Source organism: Klebsiella sp. CN_Kp113 (assembly GCF_040064585.1).
In the GTDB taxonomy this organism is placed as follows: domain Bacteria; phylum Pseudomonadota; class Gammaproteobacteria; order Enterobacterales; family Enterobacteriaceae; genus Klebsiella; species Klebsiella michiganensis.
The window spans coordinates 164,426-189,181 of record NZ_JBEAID010000009.1; the positions used below are offsets into that span (position 1 = coordinate 164,426).

Genomic DNA, 24,756 nt, shown 5'->3' on the forward strand with positions numbered 1-24,756 from the left:
AGCCATTATTAACACTTCTACCTCGGAGGACAAATGAATAACGACAAGCAAGGTCACTTTTTTAATCATTACGATCTTTGGATTAACAATAACCTTCTTCGTCAAGGATTACAGCTTGTACTCGATTCATTATCACCAGGCTGTTTTCATGGAAAATATGTCTTTTTCACCAGCGATAACTATTATGCGGTGCTTAATCATCATTACGATCGCAAAAGAGTTCGTTTTGTCCTGCTCACCGACGGTAATGATTTGAACTTCCTGAGCGAAATACCAATGTACAGAATCCCAGCGCGCTCAACGCCCGCTGAGATAAAATCGTTTATTCTCCGCCCCACCTTGTTCGGTAAGAAGCCTGACCGGGAATCTGAAAGTATCGTTTTTACCAATCGCGAAAAAGAAGTGATTCGCCTGATGAACGATGGTGAAGCGATGGCAAATATAGGGAAGTCGCTGAATTTACATATTAAAACAATTTATCAAATTCGCCTGACCTTAATCAAAAAGCTCGGCTGCTCGGGTCGGACAGATTTTTTTAATATTAGCCGCAGCGAAACGTTTAAAGCCTGGACCCAGCTCAATTTCTGATAATTTACCTGCCAGCGCATGTTGCCATGCTTCAGGAAGACAAGCGGCGGAATAACATCTCTAAAAATGTTCCGCTGCTAACCCTCTAAGACGCTTACTCTCCGTGAAACTCAATGGTGAAGCCCTGGCTTTGCCAGTGGCTAAGTAATTCTGCCTGCAAGGGGGTCAGCGCGCGGCCGGTCCAGACAAAAATGTGCTGACCAGGAAACAGTTCCGGGCGAGGAGAATCCAGCGGCTCCGCCAGCACGTTGACGTGCCAGGCGCGCTGCGATAAACGCCACGCTTCCAGCCACAGACGGGTACGGTCTTCATTACCCCACCCCACCAACAGCGTCTCTTTCCCCACCTTTTTGCGCGATTCCGCAAGAATGGACGCTACGCAATCAATCAGGATACCGTCCAGCATACTGATAATCGCCATGGAGGTGTTCGGATCGAGATTGAGCTTACTGCGGACGGGGACAAAGAGCCGGTCAATCAGTTTATCTACGGGATATTCATGGCTGAGGGACATGATGCGGGTGCGTAATTTTGAGGGCTGAACACCTCGCAGAAGCGTCATCATCTCTTCCTGGAGCAGGACGGCAGCGTCTTGCGTTTCAGGTTGATGGCCTTCCAGAAGCGCCTTAACCTTGCCCACGGAGACCCCGCGATCGATCCAGCGTTTGATTTCCTCAATGCGCTGAACGTCCTCCTCGTCAAACTGGCGGTGTCCTCCCTCGCTTCTCTGCGGCTTTAGCAAACCATATCTTCGCTGCCATGCACGCAAAGTCACGGGGTTGATTCCGCAACGTTCGGCAACTTCACCGATGCTGTAATATGCCATTAGCGCCCTCTAACCTGATAATACTTTACCGACTAAATTAACGAATTTAGCCTGGTTGTACAATTAACTTTTCTTGTACAGCTAAAATAAACAGGTCGGGCGCCGATATACTGGGCAAAAAAACAGGGCTTATTTTACCGTTATACACCGCTTTTTAACCGACACGCTGCGCTGAGCCGGGGTCAAAATTTAAAGAAGCTCACACGCTACTTTTTTCTCTGGCCATGCTACCGGCGGAATGCCTCCCAGACACGGACTGGCAAATAAATTTCCCTGGAAATGCGTAATCCCCGCTGACTCCAGCCACATCCACTCCTCCGCCTGCTCGATACCCACCGCAGAAATGGCGATTTCCAGGGAATGACAGCATTTAATAATCGCCTGAACGATTGCCTGTTTTGGGCCGTGCTTATGGATATCTTTGACCAGCTGGCGATTAATCTTGATGCGGTCCGGCTGAAACTGAGCCAGCAGCAACAGCCCGGCAAACCCGGCGCCAAAATGATCGATAGCCACGCGAATTCCCGCAGACTTGAGCTTACGTACGGAATCGGTGAATTCATCAAGACGGGAAATGGCTTCGCTTTCGGTAAATTCCACAATAATTTGCTCAGGGATCAAACCGCTGGCTTCAATTTCCGCTAACAGAAATTCGACAGCGTTGGGAACATTCACCAGCGTCATGGGCAGCAGATTAATCGACAACGTGCGTCCACGGAGGTGCAAAAGTCCCGCCATGGCGAAGGCAATGCGCTTGCTGTGGAGATCCGTCCAGTAGATTTCCTCTCGCGAAAGTCCGTCAAAATAGACCGCTGGCGAATCACCGGAAGTCGTGCGCAGCAGCGCTTCGTAGGAGACGACCTCTTTGGCAAACGGATCGATGACCGGCTGAAAAGCAAAGCTGCATTCGGCCTCTTGCAGCGGAGTTTCAGGGTAGCAGGCAGCGTCTTCTATCACAAACTCCCAGCTTTCAGCCTCAGGAATTTCGTAATAGTTTTCCTTTTCCGTGGCTTCGACGAAGGTACGGAAAAAATGGAGCGCTCTGTCGTCATAGGTGAGCTGATATTTTGTGGTCCCTTTATCCAGCACAGCCTGCAGCACTTCATCGCGGTCAAACTCTCGTAAATCAAAGAGTTCCATGCCAATTTTACCAAAGCGCCGCATCGGTCCATGATCCCTGAGCAGCTCCACGAGGTTATGGTGCCGCGGGTCTGCGCAGATAAGACGGTAAATTTCCTCAACCTTCTCTTCAGGTCCTTCTAATAGCTGAAAAAAGTGGGTGCCGTTAAAAAGCAGAATACCCGACACGTTTTCCTGACTATTTTTGACATTTGCTTCAGCAACCATGCTTTCGAGCGATTTAATTGACACGTTGTCGCAGATATGGCTGCGATAAATAATGGTAGTGAGCATGAAGTTTCCGACAGAAGAGATGAAAGCTAATAAGATATTACAGTAGCAGGTCTACCCGCATAAGTCCTGTAAAAGCGCCCGAATCATTAACAAATAAATCACATTAACACCCTCTTTTCGCTGGCGTTCTTGCCTTCCTGTATACCTGTACAATTCGTACATCTCCACTCGATGTTTACCTTAAGATTTGTACAATTTTAAAACCATATAAATCAATATGTTATAAAAAACATTAAGAAAATTAACATATTTTTTCCATTTCCTATGTACAAGTTGATAAACATTGTATAACTTTAATCGCAACTTCACTGATAATTGAACTTACAGGAGCACATATGCAGCAGAACGGTTACATTCCTGACACGGCTAACGCTATTGCCCACTACTTCAATAAAGCGTCGTTACCTTCGCAGCAGGAGACGTTAGGGCAGATTGTAATGGATATCCTTAATGAAGGACGCAACCTGAATCGCAAATCCCTGTGTACGAAACTGCTGGGTCGCCTTGAAGTGGCTTCAGAACCTGAAGAAGAAAACCATTATCAAACGTTGATTGGTCTCTTGTTTGAGCATCAGTGATAAAAGTGGCTTCAGCTATCTGGTGATTTAAGTCGTTACTGAATGAGGAAATATAAGGGATGGGCCAGTATCTGACACGGATTACCGGCTTGCTACTAAATTCCCAGTCAAGGAGATGACAATGATCAGAGATACCGTTATGAATCGCAATGATTATGATCCACTAACCGATTTATTGATTGGAGAGGCTGTCCTCTCTCTACTCAAAAATAAGGGGCCTATTAGTAAACAAGCACTGATCGGGAAACTCCAGGCCATGCAGGCTGGGGAACAGGATAAAAAACGGCGGAATGCACTTGGGCGTATTATCGATGAAATCAGTAATATGGTAGCTCGCCGTGGAAAAAACAATACCGTGGGTACTTCAGGCGCTAAGCATAATTGGGATGAGCCGAATTCGTTATTAGGTTCTCCTCAGCAGCCAGGTACGAATAAAATACACTGACCACTACTGGTCTAATGTTTAACTTACAAAGTAGAGAATATGATGAGACAGACTATGCATCAGCAACCGGATATTTACGCAGGCCTGAACGATACCGCACTCTCTGAATATTTCCGCAACGCAGGCGACAGACTGATCGATGAATCAGCGGTGATGTCGCTGGCTATCAGCAGCATCCTTGAGTCTGAGGGTCACCTCAGCAACAAGGCGATTATTTTGTGGTTAATTACGGCGCTGGAAACCACCAGCGATGTCGTAACTGCAGACGTAATCCGCAAAACCCTGGAAATCGTCGTCAGCTACACCATGGATGATATCTGATTTATTAACCGGCTGTAATTAAACAGGGAAGTCACATATCGCTAAGCGAATGGTTATATTATTACAGAAGCCGTGGATATACGTTAAATCCAGGCGCGGTATCTCTCTTTTTAAAACTCTGCCCCTGTTGTCAGATGAATAATCAGGACGGGGCAGGTTTTCCAAAAAGATAATCATTGTCTGCAATATAATCCGGCAATGAATGCCATTAATCCCCTGCAAAATATTTCCCGTATTGCTGAGCTAAAACATCGCAGCCAGGCGGCGAATTCCCTCGGTCAAAACCGCTGGGGGATGGTTTGCAAAACCGAATAGAACTCCTTCGCGCGACATCGGCCGCTGACAATAGCGCTCAAACGTCTGCACGCCGAAACCTGGCTGGCGCGCCTTAGCGACGACCTCTTCTGCCTTTAAACCCGCTGATAGCCAGCAGACTATGTGAATACCCGAATCCGTTGGATGTACGACCATGCGCCCGGCAAAGTAGCGTGCAATCGCCGCCTCCAGCGCGCTTTTACGCTCAAAATAGGCTTTGCGAATACGACGGACGTGGCTGGCATAGTGCCCCTCGCTGATGAAACGGGCCAGGACGGCCTGTTCGAGATATCCACTACAGAGATCGGTGTAATATTTCGTCATGGCAAACTGTTCACGCAAATGCTCGGGGACCACTAAAAAGCCCAGCCGGAACTCCGGATACATCATCTTAGAAAATGTGCCCGCGTAGATGACGCGCTGATGATTATCTAACCCCTGTAACGCCTGCAGAGAGCGGGCGGCATAGCGGAATTCGCTATTGTAATCGTCTTCAAATATCCACGCCCGATGGGCTTCCGCCCATTCCAGTAAGGCGAGCCTTCTGGGCAGGCTAAGCGTTCCACTGAGCGGGAACTGGTGCGACGGCGCGGTATAGACCAGCTTAGCTTGCGGGTAATGGCGAATGCCATCCTGAATATCCATGCCCTCCTCGTCAACCCGAACGGGCCGGACCACCGCTCCCCTGGCGGCGAATGCGCCGCGGGCGCCGTTGTATCCGGGATCGTCGAGCCAGACTTCATCGCCCTTTTCCAGTAAAGCCTGAGCGGTGATGGAAAGCGCTTGCTGAATACCGTTGACAATGATCACCCGATCTTCGTGGCAATTGACGCCGCGCGTCGCCTGAATATAGCGACTAATCGCCTGGCGTAGAGGTTGATATCCATAGGGCGTGGCGTGCGCTCCCAGCTCACGACGCGATTGCCGCCAGACGCGCCCCAGCAGCCGCCCCCATAAAGCATGAGGGAAGAGATCGGTACAGCCGATACCGACGGCAAAAACCTGACGCATTTCGCCGCTGTCCTCTCTTTCTGACCATGATGACACCAGAGCGGCGACATCAGGATTAAGCGGCCCTGCGGCGGCTATTACCGTTTCGGGCGGCGTCGACGCGTCATACTCGCTAATGAGGTTATCCGGGATATGCTCGCAGACAAAGGTGCCCGCCCCCTTGCGCGTGACGAGGTACCCCTCATCCATCAGGCGGTCAAAACCGGCAATAACCGAGTTTCGCGAGATCGCCATCATCTCAGCCAGCGCCCGGCTGGAGGGGATTTTTGAACCCGCCGACAATCGGCCATCCAGAATCGCCTGACGCAGGGCGTGGTAGACCTGATCTTTAATCACGCCGCGGGCTAATAACAGTTCCTGAAACAGAGGGGCAATGGGTTTTGGCATGAGCGGCAGCGGGCATCGACGGCATAAAAGTGGATCCTATAAATATACAGAAAGTGTCACTTTTTAGGAACCAGAACAGCACCTACCATAGCGCCAGGTCAAATCACCCGGTTGATAAAAATAAGGAACAGCCATGAATAGCAACAAAACCGACGTTAACCTCGCGCAGGTAACCCTCCACACCGCGGCTGAAAGCGACTTTGCCCAGTGGCTGCCGCTGTGGAAAAGCTACCAGACGTTTTATCGCGTCGACATCCCGGAAACCATCACGCAGCTCACCTGGAAGCGCTTTTTCCATCCCGCCGAACCGATGTTCTGCGCAGTGGCAAAACAGGAAGGCAGGATAGTGGGTTTCGTACATTATCTCTTCCACCGCTCCACCTGGGCCGAAAGCGACTACTGCTATCTGGAGGACCTCTTCGTTGACCCGGCCGTTCGCGGTCAGCATATCGGCAAGCAGCTGATTGAGTATGTTCAGCTGCAGGCGCGCAAACGTCACGCAGCCAGCCTGTACTGGCACACGCATGAGACCAACCTTCGGGGCCAGCGTCTGTATAACTGGGTCGCGGAGAAAAGCGGCATGATTGAGTATCGTATGCGGGTGAAGTAGCCCCTGCGCAGGCGTAAAAAAACCTCGCCGCGGCGAGGTTTCGTCACTGACAGAGAACTTAGCGAGCGTTGACCACGACCCACATCGGGCCCTGGCCTACGGCATAGCGCCCTTTTTCCTGGAGCAGCCCCTGCTCGCCTTTGATTTCATACACCGCGATATGATGCGATTTCTGACCGGCGGCGATCAGATATTTGCCGCTATGATCGAGGTTAAAGCCGCGCGGCTGGGTCTCGGTATTCTGATAGCCTTCGATGGACAGCACGCTGCCGTCTTCCGAGACGCTGAAGATAGTGATAATGCTGGCGGTACGATCGCAGGCGTAGAGATGACGGCCATCCGGGGTCAGATGGATATCAGCCGCCCAGCGCACGCCGGCAAAATCAGGCGGCATCATGTCCAGCGTCTGCACGCATTCGATTTTTCCGTACGGATCTTTCAGCTCCCAGACGTCAACGGAGCTGTTCAGTTCGTTGACGCAGTAGCCGTATTGCTGATTCGGATGGAACACCATGTGACGCGGGCCCGCGCCTTCAACGGTGGTCACTTCAGCCGGCTCCTGTTCTGCGAGGAAACCGTCGTCGCTCAGGGTAAACAGGCAGATACGATCCTGCTTCAGCGCCGGTACCCACAGGGTGCGATTATCGGGCGAGATATTTGCCGAGTGGCAGCCTTCCAGACCTTCAACCACCGCCACCGCTTCTCGCGGCAGGCCGTCCACCAGCGGCGTAACGCTCACGCAGCCCGCGTTATAGGAAGCGCTGAACACAAAGCGCCCCTGACGATCGGTAGAAATATGCGTTGGGCTACCCGGCAGCGCGGCTTCGCCGGCGAAAGTCAGGGCGCCATTATCGGGCGCAATGCGGTAGGCCAGTACGCGAAACTCCGGACGCACGCCGACGTAGAGAAACTCTTTGTTCGGGCTCACCACCATCGGCTGCACCTGGCCCGGGGCATCAACAACCTGCACCAGGGTCAGTTTCCCCTCAAGATCCAGATCCCAGACGTGAATCTGCTGGCTTTCCGGGCTGGCGGTATAAACGGTTTGTTTCATGAATACTCCTTCCTCACTGCACGTGGAAATTTCATTTTTCAGACTAACGACACCCTGAAAAACACAATATGCATACACAACGCTCTTCAGGTTGCCTCCTGGCAGCCTGAAAGATCAAGTGTATCGGCTCTTTAGCGGTAGATGCTGAAAAGTTTGCCGGAATGGCACAGCGGTGTACCATCATAGCCTGCTAACTTTTCATCATTAACCGGAAACAACCCATGACCTCACGCGTGATTGCCCTCGATTTAGACGGCACGCTCTTAACCGGCAAAAAGACCATCCTCCCCGCCTCGCTCGATGCGCTGGCTCGCGCCAAAGACGCGGGATATCAGATCATCGTCGTCACCGGCCGACATCACGTCGCTATCCATCCTTTTTATCAGGCGCTGGCGCTGGATACACCTGCAATTTGCTGCAATGGCACTTATTTGTATGATTATCATGCAAAAAAGGTGCTTGAATCCGACCCGATGCCGGTAGATAAAGCCCTGAGCCTGACGGAAATGCTGAACGAGCATGATATTCACGGCCTGATGTACGTCGATGACGCCATGCTGTACGAGCAGCCGACCGGGCACGTTATCCGCACCGCCAGCTGGGCGCAATCGCTCCCCGTCGAGCAGCGTCCGGTATTCACTCAGGTCGATTCTCTGGCGCAGGCGGCCCGGGAAGTTAACGCCGTGTGGAAATTCGCCCTGACCGATGAAGATACCGCCAAACTGCAGCGCTTTGCCCAACACGTTGGCCAGACGCTGGGTCTGGAGTGCGAATGGTCGTGGCACGATCAGGTGGACATTGCCCGGGAAGGCAACAGCAAAGGTAAACGCCTGGCGCAGTGGGTCGCGTCGCAGGGCCTGGCGATGCAGGATGTTATCGCCTTCGGCGACAACTATAACGACCTCAGCATGCTGGAAGCCGCCGGTACCGGCGTGGCGATGGGCAACGCGGTGGAAGAGGTCAAAGCGCGCGCCAACGTGGTGATCGGTGAAAACGAAACCACCAGCATCGCCGACTACATCTATCGCCACCTGCTGTAATCAGGCGGCTATCGACACGCTTTTTATCTGCGCATACAGCCGCTGGCCCGGGGTCACCCCCAGCTCATCGCGAGCCCAGGGGCTGATGCGCGCCCACAGGGTACGACCGCTTATCTCCAGCCTGACCTCAACCTGCCCATGACTTTCAATACACTGCATGACCTGCGCGGGTAAAATATTGCGGATACTGGTTTGCTGAGCGGGCTGCAGTACCAGAGAAACGTCCGAGGCCTGAATGCGGATCCGCGCGCTTTCGCCCTGCGGCCTGTCAAGACGGTTAACCCATATCTGCCGATCCCCCAGCGCCAGCGCGGTCATGGCATACTGCGGATGCTGAGCGGCAACGGTCACGTTCAGGATCGTGCTTTGCTGCTCCTGGGGAAGCCAGGGGTGCATCACGCTGCTGCTCCACACCTCTTCCAGACAGCCAAAGGCTTTCACTTTCCCCTCTTCCAGCACCAGCACGTTATCCGCCAGATGCTGGATTTCATCCAGAGAGTGGCTAACGTACAGCATCGGGATCTTGATTTCACGCGCCAGACGCTGCAGATAGGGCAACAGCTCGCGCTTGCGCGGAATATCCAGCGATGCCAGCGGCTCATCCAGCAGCAGCAGCTCCGGCGCGGTAAGCAGCGCCCGGCCAATCGCCACCCGCTGCTTCTCCCCACCGGAGAGGCCGCCCGGCAGGCGGTCAAGCAGCGGCGCAATGCCGAGCAGCGCCACCAGCTTGTCAAACTGCGCCGCCATAGACTTTGCCATGCCATATTGCAGATTGCCGCGCACTTTATAGTGCGGAAACAGGCGCGCGTCCTGAAAAACGTAGCCAATGCGGCGCTTTTCCGGCGCCAGGCAGATACCTTTATCAACGTCGTTCAGCACCCTGCCGTTGAGGACGATGCGCCCCTGCTGCGGGCGCGTCAGGCCGCTAATGGCGTTAATCAGCGAGGTTTTACCCGCGCCGGAGACGCCGAACACCGCCGTAATGCCGCTGGCGGGAAGCGTCTCGCAAATTTGCAGACAGTGGGTACCCAGCGTCTGGGTAAAATCGAGCTCAAGCATGTTTATTTCCCCATCCGCTGACGGCTGAGGCGGGCCAGCCATTCGGAAATCAGCAGCGATACCAGCGCCAGCGCAATCGAAATCAAGCATAAACGCGCGGCCGCACCTTCTCCCCCGGGGGTCTGGATCAGGGTATACATGGCCGAAGGGATGGTGCGCGTTTCGCCGGGAATATTGGAAACAAACGTGATGGTGGCGCCAAATTCGCCCAGCGAGCGGGCGAAAGCCAGCACGGTGCCAACGATAATGCCGGGTAGCGTCAACGGTAACGTAATAGTGAAAAACACCCGCCAGCGGCCAGCGCCGAGGGTACGCGCCGCCTGCTCGAGCTTGATGTCCACCCCTTCCAGCGCGAGGCGAATGGCCCGCACCATCAGCGGAAAGGACATCACCGCCGCCGCCAGTACCGCGCCGCGCCAGCTAAACGCAAAGCTCAGACCAAACCAGTCATACAGCCAGCTGCCGATAAAACCGCGTCGCCCCATCGCGATCAGCAAGAGATACCCTACCACCACCGGTGGCAATACCAGCGGCAGGTGGAGAATGCTATCGAGCAGCGCTTTACCGGGAAAATCTCGTCGCACCAGCAGCCAGGAGAAAAAGATGCCAAAAGGCAAGCTCAGTACCACCGCCAGGGAGGAGACTTTCAGGCTCAGCAGTACCGCCTGCCATTCAGGATCGCTTAAGAACATTAGTGGGTAGTAAATCCGTAACGTGTAAAGATGGCGGACGCTTCCGGCCCTTTTAAATAGTCATAAAACGCGCTGACCGTGGCATTTGTATGGCCGTCGACGATTGCCAGCGGATATTCCACTTTCTTATGCGAATCTTCCGGGAAGGTACCGACAACTTTTACCCCCTTGCTGGCGACCGCATCGGAGCCGTAAACGATCCCCAGCGGCGCTTCGCTGCGTTCAACCAGGGCCAGCGCGCCGCGCACGTCTTCTGCCGGCGCCAGCTTCGGCGACAGGGTTTCCCAGGCTCCCAGCTTTTGCAGCGCCTCTTTCGCATAGATGCCAGCAGGCACGTGTTCCGGGTCACCTACGGCCAGGCGGCCGCCTTTCAGCAGGCTGGTCCAGTCGGTTTTATCACTGATGTTTATCTCGCCCTGCGCGCTGGCTTTTGGCGCCACGACAACCAGGCTGTTACCGAGAAGGGTCGCGCGCGAGGCGGTATCAATGCTCTTTTTCTCGACCGCGTAATCCATCCATTTTTGATCGGCGGAGATAAACAGATCCGCCGGCGCCCCCGCTTCAATCTGCCGTGCCAGGGTCGATGAAGAGGCAAATGAAGAAACCACCTCCACGCCCTTCTCTTTTTTATACTCTTTGGCGATATCCTGCATGGCGTTGGTGAGCGATGCCGCGGCAAAAACCGTCACTTTGCCCTCTTCCGCCAGCGCGTGGCCCGCAATGGAGAGCGTTAACGTTGCTCCGGCAAAAAAGCGTAACCATTGACCTGTCATCTGAATCTCCCGTCGGTTCGTTATGTAATAGACAATATAACGATAGCGCCAGGTTTTTCCCAGCGAAAATTAGGGGTAATCAGCGTTCGAAAAATGGAGGGGGGGAAGAAATAAGGACGCCCGGCAGAACCGGGCGCGGGGGAAATCAGTGATTTTGCGGTCTGCTGTCTTTATGACCGGCTCCGGAGAAGAGGTTAAACACTTCGCCCAGCCCGTAAATCAGGCCCAGAATGACCGCCATCACCACAGGGACCATGACTACGGCAAAAACCAGACTTTTCAATAGCTCTAACATGGTTGGCTCCAGAAAGTACGAATAGTTTATTGTAACCAATTCAGCCGGAAAAACACGCCCCATTTGTGCGGTGCCCCGCAGGCCACCGTGAGAGATGCATCTTGCAAGATGACCGCTATCGGTCACAATATCCTTTTTCATCAGGATATGATTATGCAGGCTGAAATTCTTCTTACCCTCAAATTACAGCAGCGCCTGTTCGCCGATCCTCGCCGTATCGCCCTGCTGAAACAGATTGAACAGACCGGCTCGATTAGCCAGGGGGCAAAAAACGCGGGCATTAGCTATAAAAGCGCCTGGGATGCGATTAATGAAATGAATCAGCTCAGCGAGCAGACCCTGGTTGACCGGGCGACCGGTGGCAAAGGCGGCGGCGGCGCGGTCCTCACCCGCTACGGGCAGCGGCTGATTCAGCTCTACGACCTGCTGGCGCAGATTCAGCAGAAAGCATTCGATGTCCTGAGCGATGATGACGCCCTTCCCCTCGACAGCCTGCTGGCTGCCATTTCGCGATTCTCTCTGCAGACCAGCGCGCGCAACCAGTGGTTTGGCACCATTACCGGCCGCGACCATCAGCAGGTCCAGCAGCACGTTGACGTTCTGCTGGCCGACGGCCAAACCCGCTTTAAGGTCGCGATTACCGCCCAAAGCGCCGATCGTCTGGGCCTTGAGGAAGGCCAGGAGGTACTGGTGCTGCTGAAAGCGCCGTGGGTTGGCATTACTCAGGATGCCGCACAGGCGGAACGGGCCGACAACCAGCTGGCCGGACGTATCAACCACATCGAACGCGGGCCGGAACAGTGTGAAGTGCTGATGGCGCTCCCGGATGGGCAGAGCCTTTGCGCCACCCTGCCGGTGGAACAGACGCGCGATCTGGCGGAAGGGGCGGAGGTGATAGCATATTTTAATGCCGATCGCATCATTCTTGCCACGTTGTGCTAACGGCATTGACATTGCGCTCGCGAAGACGTATCCCTGAAACAAATCGCTGCAAAAAGTGGGATACACAATGTCATTGTTGCAAATTTCGCAAGGCACGTTTCGTCTTAGCGATACAAAAACGTTAAATATTGAACACCTCCGCGTGCAGGCTGGCGAGAGCTGGGCTTTCGTCGGCAGCAACGGCAGCGGGAAATCGGCGCTTGCGCGGGCGCTCTCCGGCGAGCTGACCCTGCTAAGCGGGCAGCGTGAGTGCACCTTCTCGCGCATCACCCGTCTCTCTTTTGAGCAGTTGCAAAAGCTGGTCAGCGATGAGTGGCAGCGCAATAACACCGATTTGCTCAGCCCGGGAGAAGAAGACACCGGCCGCACGACGGCGGAAATTATCCAGGATGAGTTTAAAGACCCCTCCCGCTGCGCCCGCCTTGCTGAACAGTTTGCAATTAGCCACCTGCTCGAACGCCGTTTTAAATATCTCTCTACCGGCGAAACGCGCAAGACCCTGCTGTGCCAGGCGCTGATGGGCGATCCCGACCTGCTTATTCTTGATGAGCCGTTCGACGGTCTTGATGTCGCCTCGCGCCAGCAGCTCGCCGGGATGTTGGCCGCGCTGAACGGCGAAGGTATCACCCTGGTGCTGGTCCTCAATCGTTTTGACGAGATCCCGGCGTTCGTTCAGTATGCCGGGGTGCTGGCGGACTGCGTGCTGAGCGAAACCGGCGAAAAGCAGGCCCTGCTGCAGCAGGCGCTTATTGCCCAGCTCGCCCATAGCGAAAAGCTTGACGGCATGACGCTGCCGGAGCCGGACGCACCGGCAGCGCGTCTTGCGCTGGACGCCGAAGCGCCGCTCATCGTGCTGAACGACGGCGTGGTTTCGTACAACGATCGTCCGATCATTAACCGCCTGAGCTGGACGGTGAACCCTGGCGAACACTGGCAGATAGTCGGCCCCAACGGCGCCGGTAAATCCACGCTGCTCAGCCTGATTACCGGCGACCATCCTCAGGGATACAGCAACGACCTGACCCTGTTTGGCCGCCGCCGCGGCAGCGGTGAAACCATCTGGGATATCAAAAAGCATATTGGCTACGTCAGCAGCAGCCTGCACCTTGAATACCGCGTCAGCACCAACGTGCGTAACGTGATTCTCTCCGGCTACTTCGACTCAATCGGCATCTATCAGGCCGTATCTGACAAGCAGCATAAGCTGGTGCAGAACTGGCTGGATATTCTGGGTATCGACAAACGCACCGCCGATGCGCCGTTCCATAGCCTCTCCTGGGGGCAGCAGCGGCTGGCGCTGATCGTCCGCGCCCTGGTCAAACATCCCACTCTGCTGATCCTTGACGAACCGCTGCAGGGGCTGGACCCGCTCAACCGCCAGCTGGTGCGCCGCTTCGTTGATGTGCTGATTGGCGAAGGGGCGACGCAGCTGCTGTTTGTCTCTCATCACGCCGAAGACGCCCCGGACTGTATCACCCACCGACTGGCCTTTGTGAGTAGTGGAGACGGTTACACTTACCAGCTGGATCCGCTGTAAAATTAAGCCTGTACAGGGGTCTGCTGATCCCTGTTTTTTTCAGAATAATAGCTACCAGACATAACATCACCCTGTTTTTAAAACAAAAAAACTCAAATGGGCTGTTTAAAAATTTTAGTGTAAACGATTCCACCAATTTGGCCTGTGTCACACTTTTGGCTTCTTTGGTATGCTATCTTCTTCTCACACGATAAGCCTATTGGAGCGAATCATGAAAGTACTGGTTACAGGTGGTAGCGGTTACATTGGAAGTCACACCTGCGTTCAACTGCTACTGCAGGGACACGAAGTGATTATTCTCGACAATCTCTGCAACAGTAAGCGCAGCGTATTGCCAATCATTGAACGTCTCGGCGGGAAAAGCGCCACCTTTGTCGAAGGCGACATTCGTAACGAAGCGCTGATGACGGAAATTCTCCACGATCACGCCATTGAAGCGGTGATCCATTTCGCCGGCCTGAAAGCCGTCGGGGAATCCGTCGCTAAGCCGCTGGAGTACTACGACAACAACGTAACCGGCACACTGAAACTCGTTTCCGCCATGCGCGCCGCGGGCGTGAAAAACTTTATTTTCAGCTCCTCCGCGACCGTCTACGGCGACCAGCCCAAAATCCCTTACGTCGAAAGCTTCCCGACCGGTACGCCTCAGAGCCCTTACGGTAAAAGCAAGCTGATGGTTGAGCAGATCCTGACCGACCTGCAAAAAGCACAGCCGGACTGGAGCATCGCGCTGCTGCGCTACTTCAACCCGGTCGGCGCGCATCCGTCGGGCGATATGGGGGAAGATCCGCAGGGTATTCCGAACAACCTGATGCCGTATATCGCGCAGGTCGCGGTTGGCCGCCGTGAATCGCTGGCGGTATTCGGCAACGACTACCCAACCGAAGATGGCACCGGCGTGCGCGACTACATTCACGTGATGGACCTGGCAGACGGCCACGTCGCGGCGATGGAAAAACTGGCCGATAAAGCCGGCGTGCATATCTACAACCTTGGCGCAGGCGTCGGCAGCAGCGTGCTCGACGTGGTCAACGCATTTAGCAAAGCCTGCGGCAAACCGATTAACTACCACTTCGCACCGCGCCGCGAAGGCGACCTCCCGGCCTACTGGGCGGACGCTGAAAAGGCCGATCGCGAGCTGAACTGGCGCGTGACGCGCAACCTTGACGAAATGGCGCAAGACACCTGGCACTGGCAGTCCCGTCATCCGCAGGGTTATCCCGACTAAGGAACCTTCATGAGCGTATTTAACCCCGTCGACCATCCACATCGTCGTTATAACCCGTTAACCGGGCAGTGGATTCTGGTTTCTCCGCATCGCGCCAAGCGCCCCTGGCAGGGGGCGCAGGAAACGCCGGCAAAACAGACCTTGCCCGCGCACGACCCGGACTGTTTCCTGTGCCCGGGTAATACCCGCGTCACCGGCGACAAAAACCCGAACTACACCGGTACGTTTGTTTTTACCAATGACTTTGCGGCTTTGATGACCGATACCCCTGACGCCCCGGAAAGCGACGACCCGCTTATGCGCTGTCAGAGCGCCCGTGGTACCAGCCGGGTCATCTGCTTCTCGCCAGACCACAGCAAAACGCTGCCGGAACTGAGCGTAGAGGCGCTGGAAGGCGTGGTTAAAACGTGGCAGGAGCAGACCGCCGACCTCGGGAAAACCTACCCGTGGGTGCAGGTCTTTGAAAATAAAGGCGCGGCAATGGGCTGCTCCAACCCACATCCGCATGGCCAGGTGTGGGCAAACAGCTTTCTGCCTAACGAGGCGGAACGCGAAGATCGTCTGCAAAAAGCGTACTTCACCGAGCACGGCGCGCCGATGCTGGTGGATTACGCGCAGCGCGAATTAGCCGACGGTAGCCGCACCGTCGTCGAGACCGAACACTGGCTCGCGGTGGTCCCTTACTGGGCAGCGTGGCCCTTCGAGACGCTGCTGTTGCCGAAAGCGCACGTACAGCGCCTGACTGATTTAACCGATGACCAGCGCAGCGACCTCGCGCTGGCGCTGAAAAAGCTGACCAGCCGTTACGACAACCTGTTCCAGTGCTCATTCCCCTACTCTATGGGCTGGCACGGCGCGCCGTTTAACGATGAAGAGAATAATCACTGGCAGCTGCACGCGCATTTTTATCCGCCGCTGCTGCGCTCCGCGACGGTGCGTAAATTTATGGTCGGCTATGAAATGCTGGCTGAAACCCAGCGTGACCTGACGGCCGAGCAGGCCGCCGAACGTCTGCGCGCTGTGAGCGACGTCCATTTTCGCGAATCCGGAGTATAACCATGAGTCTGAAAGAGAAAACCCAAGCCCTGTTTGCTGAGAAATTTGGCTATCCGGCCAGCCATGTTATCCAGGCCCCTGGCCGCGTTAACCTGATCGGCGAGCATACCGACTATAACGATGGGTTCGTGCTGCCCTGCGCTATTGATTACCAGACGGTCATCGCCTGTGCGCCGCGCGACGATCGTACCGTGCGGGTGATTGCCGCCGATTACGACAATCAGACCGATGAATTCTCTCTCGACTCGCCGATTACCAGCCACGATGCCCAGCAGTGGTCAAACTATGTCCGCGGCGTGGTGAAGCATCTCCAGCAGCGGAATAACGCTTTCGGCGGCGCGGATCTGGTCATCAGCGGCAACGTGCCGCAGGGCGCGGGGTTAAGCTCTTCGGCTTCGCTGGAAGTCGCCGTCGGCACCGTGTTCCAGCAGCTGTACCATCTGCCGCTCGACGGCGCGCAAATCGCGCTGAACGGCCAGGAAGCGGAAAACCAGTTCGTCGGCTGCAACTGCGGCATTATGGACCAGCTGATCTCCGCGCTCGGTAAAAAAGATCACGCGCTGCTGATCGACTGCCGCTCCTTGGGGACCAAAGCGGTCTCGATGCCGAAAGGCGTCGCGGTGGTGATTATTAACAGTAACTTTAAGCGCACTCTGGTCGGCAGCGAATACAACACTCGCCGCGAACAGTGTGAAACCGGCGCGCGTTTCTTCCAGCAGCCGGCCCTGCGCGACGTCACGTTGCAAGAGTTCAACGCCGTCGCCCATGAGCTTGACCCGGTGGTCGCCCAACGCGTTCGCCACGTGCTGACTGAAAACGCCCGCACCGTAGAAGCCGCCGCGGCGCTGGAAAAAGGCGACCTGCTGCGGATGGGCGAGCTGATGGCGGAATCCCACGCCTCCATGCGCGATGATTTTGAAATCACCGTCCCGCAGATTGATACCCTGGTGGACATCGTCAAGGCGACCATCGGCGATAAAGGCGGCGTTCGCATGACCGGCGGCGGTTTCGGCGGCTGTATCGTCGCCCTGGTGCCGGAAGATCTGGTCGAGACCGTACAGCAGGCCGTTGCCAAAGAGTATGAAGCGAAAACCGGTATCAAAGAGACCTTTTACGTCTGCAAACCGTCGCAGGGAGCTGGACAATGCTAAACCCAACAACGGAGCTGGCGCCGGACGGCCAGCCGTGGAATCTCCTCACCCTGCGTAACGACGCAGGCATGACGGTCACCGTAATGGACTGGGGCGCGACGCTGCTCTCCGCGCGCGTGACGCTGGCCGACGGCAGCGTACGCGAAGCGCTGCTCGGCTGCGCGACCCCTGGCGACTATACGCGCCAGGCCGCCTATCTCGGCGCTTCCGTAGGCCGTTACGCGAACCGTATCGCCAACAGCCGCTTTTCCCTTGATGGCCGTAGCGTTAATCTGACGCCCTCCAACGAGGCCGGCCATCAGCTGCACGGCGGTCCTGAAGGTTTTGATAAGCGCCGCTGGCAGATTGTCAGCGCCGACGATCGTCACGCGCTGTTTTCACTCTCCTCCCACGATGGCGATCAGGGGTTCCCCGGCAATCTGACGGCTACGGCGCACTACCGGCTGACCGACGATAATCGCATCTCCATCGAGTATCGCGCCACCGTTGATCAGCCCTGCCCGGTAAACCTGACCAACCACGTCTATTTCAATCTTGATGGCGTGCAGAGCGACGTGCGTAGCCATAAGCTGCAAATCTTTGGCGATGCGTATCTGCCCGTTGAGAGCGACGGTATTCCGGGAGGCGATTTGCAAAACGTCACCCTGACCAGCTTCGATTTCCGCACGCCGAAGATGCTGGCGGACGATTTCCTGCGCGATGAAGACCAGCAAAAGGTTAAAGGTTACGACCACGCCTTTCTGCTCCAGGCGCTGGGCGATGCCAAAAGCCCGGCGGCTCACGTCTGGTCGCAGGACGAAAAGCTGCAGATGACGGTCTATACCTCCGCTCCGGCGCTGCAGTTCTACTCCGGCAACTATTTGGCCGGCACGCCGTCGCGCACGGCGCAGCCTTACGCTGACTGGCAAGGTCTGGCTCTGGAGAGCGAGTTCCTGCCGGATTCACCGAACCATCCGGAATGGCCGCAGCCGGACTGCGTACTGCGCCCCGGCGAAGAGTACGTCAGCCTGACGGAATATCAGTTTATTGCGAAATAATACCCAGCCCTCCTGATGGAGGGCTTTTTTTATCCTTTCGCTGAAAAATACGCCACTTACAGACAAAAACATAACCTCTGTTTTACAAGCACCTTACACTGAGCGACTATTTTCGCTATGGTTAGGGATAAGCATTGCCGTGAGGTAAGTCGCGGCAATATAATGAGAATAGTTATCAATCAATAAATATACACACTACAGATTTCGGGTCGCATCAAGGCGGCGAGAAAGATGACGTGTATTGAGGAGTAAGTGTATGGCTGTAACTAAGCTGGTACTCGTTCGTCACGGCGAAAGCCAATGGAACAACGAAAACCGTTTCACCGGTTGGTATGACGTTGACCTGTCTGAAAAAGGCGTGGGTGAAGCAAAAGCGGCCGGTAAGCTGCTGAAAGAAGAAGGCTTCAGCTTCGACTTTGCTTATACCTCTGTGCTGAAACGTGCCATCCACACCCTGTGGAACGTGCTGGACGAACTGGATCAGGCCTGGCTGCCGGTAGAAAAGTCCTGGAAACTGAACGAGCGTCACTACGGTGCGCTGCAGGGCCTCAACAAAGCGGAAACCGCTGAAAAATACGGTGACGAGCAGGTTAAGCAGTGGCGTCGCGGCTTTGCGGTAACGCCGCCGGAGCTGACCAAAGACGACGAGCGCTACCCGGGTCACGATCCGCGCTATGCAAAACTGACCGACGCTGAGCTGCCTACCACCGAGAGCCTGGCGCTGACCATCGACCGCGTCGTACCGTACTGGAATGAAACCATTCTGCCGCGTCTGAAAAGCGGTGAGCGCGTGATTATTGCCGCTCACGGTAACTCCCTGCGCGCGCTGGTGAAATACCTCGACAACATGGGCGAAGCAGAGATCCTCGAACTGAACATCCCGACCGGCGTACCGCTGGTGTATGAGTTCGACGAGAACTTCAAGCCTATTAAACATTACTATCTGGGTAACGCCGACGAGATCGCCGCGAAAGCCGCTGCCGTAGCGAACCAGGGTAAAGCGAAGTAATTTTCGCGGGATGTAAAAAAAGCGTGGAACCCTCCACGCTTTTTTATTTTGAGACTCGCCGTAAAACCTAACCGCGGCGCGCTTTTACCGCATTCGCCAGCTGACGAAGCAGCGTATCGGTATCTTCCCATCCGATACAGGCATCAGTAATGCTTTTACCGTAGGCCAGCGGCTCACCGCTGTCGAGGCTCTGATTGCCTTCCACCAGATGGCTTTCGATCATCACGCCCATAATCGCCCGCTCGCCGCCGGCAACCTGCTGGCATACGTCTGTGCCGACATCCATCTGCTTTTTAAACTGTTTGCTGGAGTTGGCATGGCTGAAATCGATCATGATCTGAGCGGGCAGGCCTGCTTTCGCCAGACCCACCTTCACTTCTGCCACGTGCTGCGCGCTGTAGTTCGGCTCTTTACCGCCGCGCAGGATAATATGGCAATCGCTATTGCCGCTGGTGTTCACAATCGCCGAATGTCCCCATTTGGTCACCGACAGGAAACAGTGCGGCGCGCCGGCGGCATTGATGGCGTCGATAGCGACTTTAATGGTGCCATCTGTGCCGTTTTTAAAGCCTACCGGGCAGGAGAGGCCGGAAGAGAGTTCGCGGTGCACCTGTGACTCGGTGGTACGCGCGCCAATCGCGCCCCAGCTCATCAGGTCGGCAAGATACTGCGGGGTGATCATATCGAGGAACTCCCCGGCCGCTGGCAGTCCGCTGTCGTTAATATCAAGCAGCAGCTTGCGCGCGATCCGCAGACCATCGTTGATGCGGAAGCTGTTATCCATATGCGGATCGTTGATCAGCCCTTTCCAGCCCACGGTGGTGCGCGGTTTTTCAAAATACACGCGCATCACGATTTCCAGCTCGCCTTTAAGCTCTTCGCGAAGCGCGAGCAGACGCTCGGCATACTCTTTTGCCGCCGCCGGATCGTGAATGGAGCATGGACCGATCACGACCAGCAGCCGATCGTCATGACCTTTAAGGATCTGGTGGATCGCTTTGCGCGCATGCGCAACGGTGTTGGCGGCGTTTTCGGTAGCGGGGAATTTTTCCAGGAGCGCAACGGGAGGTAATAATTCGTTGATCTCTTTAATGCGTAAATCGTCGTTCTGATAATTCATCTTATTTCCAGCGTTGCCATACTTATCTAGTTAAATGCAATCCCTCCAATCTATCTCTTCACTCAAAAAGTGTAAACGTGATTTTACACTAGCGGCAGAATATTCCTGGAAATAGGCTAAAAAACGCCATAAAGTCGCGGAATAGTGGCCACAAGCTATAATTTTTAACTGTTAGAACTTAATTTTCTTTAGCATTCAGCATTATATATTAATGCCGCTCGCTAACAGCGAAGCTTTAACCACAACGAGTAGAACCTCCGGCAATGCACTGTTGGAAGAGGTAATTCGGTAAATCGATATAACAGGAGCATCCAATGAAAATGAACAAGCTAACCAGTCTTCTCCTCGCAGCAACCCTGGGCCTGGCCAGCGGCGCGGCGCTGGCCGCCGATACCGGCGCGCAGTCGAACAACGGGCAGGCCAATTCGGCAGCCGACGCGGGTCAGGTTGCCCCCGACGCGCGTGAAAACGTGGCGCCAAACAACGTGGACAACGGTAAAATTAACGCCGGTTCCACCGATACCGGCGGCACCATGCTCCACCCCAACGGCTCCACCATGAACCACGACGGGATGTCGAGCGATGAAGTCCACAAGAACTCAATGTGCAAAGATGGCCGCTGCCCGGATACCGATAAAAAGGTCGGCCAGGACGAGGCGACGAAAACCGACGGTACCACCCAATAATCTGCGCGGTATCCGCCCGGAAGGAGAGCTAAGGCTCTCCTTTTTTCATTTTTTCACCCCAAGAGGTGAATCATGTCATAAAGTAATCATCAAAATAATAATGTAGGGATGGCACCATGGGGCAATCACACTCGCATAATTCTCCGCAATCCACCGAAGATAATAATGCCCGTCGGCTGCTGCTGGCGTTCTGCGTCACGGCCGGATTCATGTTGGTTGAGGTTGCAGGCGGACTCATTTCAGGTTCGCTGGCGCTGCTGGCCGATGCCGGGCATATGCTGACGGACGCCGCAGCGCTGCTGTTCGCCTTTCTGGCCGTGCGTTTCGCCAGTCGCCCGCCTAATGCTCAACACACCTTTGGCTGGCTGCGGCTGACCACGCTGGCGGCCTTTCTCAATGCTATCGCCTTAGTGGTCATTACGATATTAATCGTCTGGGAGGCCATTCAGCGTTTTCATCATCCGCAACCGGTAGCCGGTAAAACCATGATGATCATCGCCGTTGCCGGCCTGCTGGCCAATATTCTGGCCTTCTGGATCCTCCATCGCGGCAGTGAAGAGCGTAACCTCAACGTGCGGGCCGCCGCTCTGCATGTGCTGGGGGATCTACTCGGTTCGGTTGGGGCCATTATTGCCGCAATCGTGATCATCACCACCGGCTGGACGCCTATCGATCCTATTCTGTCCGTGCTGGTATCGTGCCTGGTTCTGCGCAGCGCATGGCGTTTGCTGCAGGAGAGCGTTAATGAGCTGCTGGAGGGCGCGCCGCGTTCGCTTGACGTCGACGCCTTAAAGCGCGATTTGCGCCGCTCGATACCTGAAGTTCGCGACGTACACCACGTTCATGCGTGGCTGGTTGGAGAAAAAACGGTGATGACGCTGCACGTGCAGGTGGTACCGCCGCACGATCACGACGGCCTGCTTGAACGAATCCAGGGCTTCTTACAGCATAAGTATGAAATTGAACACATTACGGTTCAGATGGAGTATCAGCCCTGCAGCGGCCCGGAGTGCCGTCTGAACATGACGCACGCCGGGCATGGACATCATCATCACCATTAGCGGGAAAACGCGTGAGAGCCGCGCTCACGCGCGCTGTTAATCCACATACGGCTGCCGTTGAGGGCGATGAAGGTCAGCAGCAGATATTCGAGCGACATCGCATAAACGCCCTGCAGGGCGAAAATAACCACGCTGATGACGTTGATAATCACCCACAGCAGCCAGTTTTCGACGTATTTGCGCGTCATCAGGATCATCGCCGCAACCGAGAGAACCATCATGCAGGAGTCCCAGAACGGGAACGCGTCTGGCTGCAGCGCCGGCATAGCAACCTGCAGGCCCAGGGTGTGCATCAGCGCGACGGCAATCCTGGTCAGAAACGCAAAAACCGGATCGATAAATACCGTCATCAGGCCAATCGCCACCACGCAGGCCGCCAGCCAGCCTAACGCTTTCGGCAGCGGCAGCCAGCGGATTTGCAGTTCCGCCTGGTTATCGCTGGTTTGTCGTGACCAGGCGTACCAGCCGTAGACGTTGGCCGCGAAGAAAAAGATCTGCAGCAGAAGGCTGGCGTAGAGCTGGATCTGAAAGAAGATAATGGCAAACAGCGTGACGTTGATCAGCCCAAAGACATAGTTGGCAATCTTCTCCAGGCTCGCCAGCCAGATGCACAGCAATCCTGCGACGGTGCCTACCGCTTCAATCCACGACAGGTCATATCCTCCGGCGCCAATGGGTATATGCACTAATATGTTCTGCGTACTAAAAAAATCCATCTTATCCCCAGAGCGTTCTGTAACGCAGTAATGAGCTATCCCCGAAGTGTAGCCGCAAAATCGAGCATTCTGTTTAGCGGAACCAGCGCCCCGGTTCGCAGCTGTTCATCAACGTGAATTTCATGTTCAACGCCTCCCTTTTCCAGCCCTTCCGCAATCGCCTGCAGGCCGTTCATCGCCATCCACGGACAGTGGGCGCAGCTGCGACAGGTTGCCCCTTCGCCTGCCGTAGGCGCTTCCAGCAGCTCTTTTTCCGGTACCGCCTGCTGCATTTTGTAGAAAATGCCGCGGTCGGTGGCGACGATGAGCTGCTTGTGCGGCAGCGTTTTAGCGGCATTGATCAACTGGCTGGTTGACCCCACCGCGTCAGCCATATCGACAATCGCCTGCGGTGATTCCGGGTGAACCAGAACCGCGGCCTGCGGATAAAGCGCCCGCATTCTCGCCAGCGCTTGAGTTTTGAATTCATCATGAACGATGCAGGCGCCCTGCCAGCACAGTACGTCGGCGCCGGTCTGTTTCTGCACATAGCTGCCTAAATGGCGGTCCGGCGCCCAGATGATTTTTTCACCCATGCTATCAAGATGCTCAATGAGTTCCACGGCGATGCTCGACGTCACAACCCAGTCGGCGCGCGCCTTTACCGCCGCTGAAGTATTGGCGTAGACCACGACCGTACGATCCGGATGCGCATCGCAGAAAGCGCTAAACTCCTCGATCGGGCAGCCCAGATCGAGCGAGCACTCCGCGTGAAGCGTGGGCATCAGGATGGTTTTTTCCGGGCTGAGGATTTTCGCCGTTTCTCCCATAAAGCGCACGCCAGCGACCAACAGCGTCGAGGCAGAATGTCGGGCGCCGAAGCGCGCCATCTCCAGGGAATCGGAGATACAGCCGCCGGTCTCTTCGGCCAGCTGCTGAATTTCGGGGTCGGTATAGTAATGGGCCACCATCACCGCATCGCGCTCGCGCAGCAGGCGTTTTATTTTTTCGCGATAAAAGTGCTTCTCATCGCGGTTTAACGGCATGGGCTTCGGAGGAAAAGGATAAATCGCCGCTTCCGGGTCAAACATTACGCTCATCTTGCAGTCTCGTTTCACTGGCTTAACTTTCAGACCGTAATAATGCCTGAAGAAAGGTATTAACCGGTCGTGGTGTTTTATATGCTAAACAAGATAGCCGATTGTGCAGAAAATGTCGTGAGGAATTTTTCCCACAGAGAGCATTTCCCGGAGGCGATGCTGCGCATCTGTCCGGGCTGCCAAACCTGCAGAACGCACGAATCTGTAGCCCGGGCAAAGCGCGTCAAGCGCCGCCCCCGGGATGAAGCCACGCAAAGGCATCAGGCCCGGCACATTTCCCGGAGGCGATGCTGCGCATCTGTCCGGGCTGCTAAACCTGCAGAACGCACGAATCTGTAGCCCGGGCAAGGCGCGTCAAGCGCCGCCCCCGGGACGAAGCCACGCAAAGGCATCAGGCCCGGCACATTTCCCGGAGGCGATGCTACGCATCTGTCCGGGCTACTGGCCTGTGCCAATTGTAGCCACGGTAAACGCAGCGCGACGGTAGAATAACGCAGCATTAAGGTATTGCGGATTGTTGTGATTTTCGAGGAAATGGCAGATAGCAAAAAAGCGCCTTTAGGGCGCTTTTTTACATTGGTGGGTCGTGCAGGATGACTCGCTTCGCTCGCCCTACGGGCCGTTGCTGACGCAACGTTATCCTTCACGCTTAACATCTGAGTTTGATGTTAAATTGGTGGGTCGTGCAGGATTCGAACCTGCGACCAATTGATTAAAAGTCAACTGC

General features: G+C 55.3%; 26 protein-coding genes, 1 other RNA gene and 1 pseudogene. 16 read left to right on the forward strand and 12 right to left on the reverse strand.

Annotated elements, in window-relative coordinates:
- Positions 1-33: 33 nt before the first annotated feature.
- The gene (locus tag ABLV30_RS04145; RefSeq protein ID WP_004849021.1) at positions 34-588 is read left to right on the forward strand and encodes a LuxR C-terminal-related transcriptional regulator; all 555 of its coding nucleotides are present in this window, start codon (positions 34-36) and stop codon (positions 586-588) included.
- Positions 589-682: 94 nt separating this feature from the next.
- Here ABLV30_RS04145 and ABLV30_RS04150 read toward each other — a convergent pair whose 3' ends face one another.
- Together ABLV30_RS04150 and ABLV30_RS04155 are read right to left on the reverse strand one after the other, a co-directional pair.
- Positions 683-1,414: a MerR family transcriptional regulator gene (locus ABLV30_RS04150; protein WP_014228475.1), complete on the reverse strand. Its 732-nt coding sequence runs from the start codon at positions 1,412-1,414 to the stop codon at positions 683-685.
- Positions 1,415-1,603: 189 nt separating this feature from the next.
- Positions 1,604-2,827, reverse strand: coding sequence for a diguanylate phosphodiesterase (locus ABLV30_RS04155; protein ID WP_064374985.1), 1,224 nt, complete (start codon positions 2,825-2,827; stop codon positions 1,604-1,606).
- Between the two features lie 335 nt (positions 2,828-3,162).
- Here ABLV30_RS04155 and ycgZ point away from each other — a divergent pair, with 335 nt between their 5' ends.
- The 3 genes from ycgZ to ABLV30_RS04170 all read left to right on the forward strand — a co-directional run bounded on the left by ycgZ (position 3,163) and on the right by ABLV30_RS04170 (position 4,171).
- Complete coding sequence (gene ycgZ / locus ABLV30_RS04160; protein ID WP_004849015.1) at positions 3,163-3,405, forward strand: regulatory protein YcgZ; 243 nt, start codon at positions 3,163-3,165, stop codon at positions 3,403-3,405.
- Positions 3,406-3,526: 121 nt separating this feature from the next.
- Positions 3,527-3,850, forward strand: coding sequence for a hypothetical protein (locus ABLV30_RS04165; RefSeq protein ID WP_025108124.1), 324 nt, complete (start codon positions 3,527-3,529; stop codon positions 3,848-3,850).
- Between the two features lie 54 nt (positions 3,851-3,904).
- The gene (locus ABLV30_RS04170) at positions 3,905-4,171 is read left to right on the forward strand and encodes a biofilm development regulator YmgB/AriR family protein (RefSeq protein WP_004849010.1); all 267 of its coding nucleotides are present in this window, start codon (positions 3,905-3,907) and stop codon (positions 4,169-4,171) included.
- A gap of 243 nt (positions 4,172-4,414) precedes the next feature.
- On the opposite strand, the gene ABLV30_RS04175 is transcribed toward ABLV30_RS04170, so the two are convergent.
- A complete protein-coding gene (locus ABLV30_RS04175) occupies positions 4,415-5,884 on the reverse strand; it encodes a PLP-dependent aminotransferase family protein (RefSeq protein ID WP_265801449.1) in 1,470 nt (489 codons plus the stop codon).
- 133 nt (positions 5,885-6,017) lie between these two features.
- Between ABLV30_RS04175 and ABLV30_RS04180 the strand changes: the two genes are divergently transcribed.
- The gene (locus tag ABLV30_RS04180) at positions 6,018-6,494 is read left to right on the forward strand and encodes a GNAT family N-acetyltransferase (RefSeq protein ID WP_049102786.1); all 477 of its coding nucleotides are present in this window, start codon (positions 6,018-6,020) and stop codon (positions 6,492-6,494) included.
- Between the two features lie 58 nt (positions 6,495-6,552).
- Here the strand turns inward: ABLV30_RS04180 and pgl are convergent, their stop codons facing one another.
- Positions 6,553-7,548, reverse strand: a complete 996-nt coding sequence (gene pgl, locus ABLV30_RS04185) for a 6-phosphogluconolactonase (protein ID WP_014228470.1) — start codon at positions 7,546-7,548, stop codon at positions 6,553-6,555.
- A 221-nt stretch (positions 7,549-7,769) separates the two neighbouring features.
- Between pgl and ABLV30_RS04190 the strand changes: the two genes are divergently transcribed.
- Positions 7,770-8,588, forward strand: coding sequence for a pyridoxal phosphatase (locus tag ABLV30_RS04190; RefSeq protein WP_048261177.1), 819 nt, complete (start codon positions 7,770-7,772; stop codon positions 8,586-8,588).
- On the opposite strand, the gene modC is transcribed toward ABLV30_RS04190, so the two are convergent.
- From modC to ABLV30_RS04210, 4 genes are all read right to left on the reverse strand, one after another.
- Complete coding sequence (modC, locus tag ABLV30_RS04195; protein WP_014228468.1) at positions 8,589-9,647, reverse strand: molybdenum ABC transporter ATP-binding protein ModC; 1,059 nt, start codon at positions 9,645-9,647, stop codon at positions 8,589-8,591.
- Positions 9,648-9,649: 2 nt separating this feature from the next.
- Positions 9,650-10,339, reverse strand: coding sequence for a molybdate ABC transporter permease subunit (modB, locus tag ABLV30_RS04200; protein ID WP_004848997.1), 690 nt, complete (start codon positions 10,337-10,339; stop codon positions 9,650-9,652).
- Positions 10,339-11,112, reverse strand: coding sequence for a molybdate ABC transporter substrate-binding protein (gene modA, locus ABLV30_RS04205; protein WP_265801453.1), 774 nt, complete (start codon positions 11,110-11,112; stop codon positions 10,339-10,341). The genes modB and modA overlap by 1 nt, the downstream gene beginning before the upstream one ends.
- Before the next feature lie 145 nt (positions 11,113-11,257).
- Entirely contained in the window at positions 11,258-11,407 is a 150-nt protein-coding gene (locus ABLV30_RS04210; RefSeq protein WP_004848993.1) for an AcrZ family multidrug efflux pump-associated protein, read from the reverse strand.
- 153 nt (positions 11,408-11,560) lie between these two features.
- On the opposite strand from ABLV30_RS04210, the gene modE reads away from it, so the two are divergent.
- The 7 genes from modE to gpmA all read left to right on the forward strand — a co-directional run bounded on the left by modE (position 11,561) and on the right by gpmA (position 19,367).
- Positions 11,561-12,349 carry a molybdenum-dependent transcriptional regulator gene (gene modE / locus ABLV30_RS04215; protein WP_004848991.1) on the forward strand — a complete coding sequence of 263 codons (789 nt, stop codon included), beginning with the start codon at positions 11,561-11,563 and terminating at the stop codon, positions 12,347-12,349.
- A gap of 67 nt (positions 12,350-12,416) precedes the next feature.
- A complete protein-coding gene (modF, locus tag ABLV30_RS04220) occupies positions 12,417-13,886 on the forward strand; it encodes a molybdate ABC transporter ATP-binding protein ModF (RefSeq protein WP_046878471.1) in 1,470 nt (489 codons plus the stop codon).
- Positions 13,887-14,097: 211 nt separating this feature from the next.
- Entirely contained in the window at positions 14,098-15,114 is a 1,017-nt protein-coding gene (galE, locus tag ABLV30_RS04225) for a UDP-glucose 4-epimerase GalE (protein ID WP_004130603.1), read from the forward strand.
- Positions 15,115-15,123: 9 nt separating this feature from the next.
- Positions 15,124-16,170 carry a galactose-1-phosphate uridylyltransferase gene (gene galT, locus ABLV30_RS04230; protein ID WP_004848986.1) on the forward strand — a complete coding sequence of 349 codons (1,047 nt, stop codon included), beginning with the start codon at positions 15,124-15,126 and terminating at the stop codon, positions 16,168-16,170.
- Positions 16,171-16,172: 2 nt separating this feature from the next.
- Complete coding sequence (gene galK / locus ABLV30_RS04235; RefSeq protein WP_042944664.1) at positions 16,173-17,321, forward strand: galactokinase; 1,149 nt, start codon at positions 16,173-16,175, stop codon at positions 17,319-17,321.
- Complete coding sequence (galM, locus tag ABLV30_RS04240) at positions 17,315-18,358, forward strand: galactose-1-epimerase (RefSeq protein WP_265801456.1); 1,044 nt, start codon at positions 17,315-17,317, stop codon at positions 18,356-18,358. The genes galK and galM overlap by 7 nt, the downstream gene beginning before the upstream one ends.
- A gap of 256 nt (positions 18,359-18,614) precedes the next feature.
- A complete protein-coding gene (gene gpmA / locus ABLV30_RS04245) occupies positions 18,615-19,367 on the forward strand; it encodes a 2,3-diphosphoglycerate-dependent phosphoglycerate mutase (RefSeq protein WP_004100351.1) in 753 nt (250 codons plus the stop codon).
- A 67-nt stretch (positions 19,368-19,434) separates the two neighbouring features.
- Here the strand turns inward: gpmA and aroG are convergent, their stop codons facing one another.
- Complete coding sequence (aroG, locus tag ABLV30_RS04250; protein WP_014228462.1) at positions 19,435-20,487, reverse strand: 3-deoxy-7-phosphoheptulonate synthase AroG; 1,053 nt, start codon at positions 20,485-20,487, stop codon at positions 19,435-19,437.
- A 314-nt stretch (positions 20,488-20,801) separates the two neighbouring features.
- Here aroG and ABLV30_RS04255 point away from each other — a divergent pair, with 314 nt between their 5' ends.
- Both ABLV30_RS04255 and zitB read left to right on the forward strand, forming a co-directional pair.
- On the forward strand, positions 20,802-21,173 hold the full coding sequence (locus ABLV30_RS04255; protein WP_025108131.1) for a YbgS-like family protein: 372 nt from the start codon (positions 20,802-20,804) through the stop codon (positions 21,171-21,173).
- Positions 21,174-21,289: 116 nt separating this feature from the next.
- Entirely contained in the window at positions 21,290-22,234 is a 945-nt protein-coding gene (gene zitB / locus ABLV30_RS04260) for a CDF family zinc transporter ZitB (RefSeq protein ID WP_014228460.1), read from the forward strand.
- On the opposite strand, the gene pnuC is transcribed toward zitB, so the two are convergent.
- Together pnuC and nadA are read right to left on the reverse strand one after the other, a co-directional pair.
- Complete coding sequence (pnuC, locus tag ABLV30_RS04265; protein ID WP_049082690.1) at positions 22,231-22,950, reverse strand: nicotinamide riboside transporter PnuC; 720 nt, start codon at positions 22,948-22,950, stop codon at positions 22,231-22,233. The two genes, zitB and pnuC, sit on opposite strands and share 4 nt — an antisense overlap.
- 35 nt (positions 22,951-22,985) lie before the next feature.
- Entirely contained in the window at positions 22,986-24,029 is a 1,044-nt protein-coding gene (gene nadA, locus ABLV30_RS04270) for a quinolinate synthase NadA (RefSeq protein ID WP_004848967.1), read from the reverse strand.
- A gap of 81 nt (positions 24,030-24,110) precedes the next feature.
- On the opposite strand from nadA, the pseudogene ABLV30_RS04275 reads away from it, so the two are divergent.
- Positions 24,111-24,203 (forward strand): annotated as a pseudogene (locus ABLV30_RS04275) (hypothetical protein); the annotation flags it as partial.
- Between the two features lie 403 nt (positions 24,204-24,606).
- Here the strand turns inward: ABLV30_RS04275 and ABLV30_RS04280 are convergent.
- A non-coding RNA gene (locus ABLV30_RS04280) (RtT sRNA) lies at positions 24,607-24,756 on the reverse strand; the annotation flags it as partial.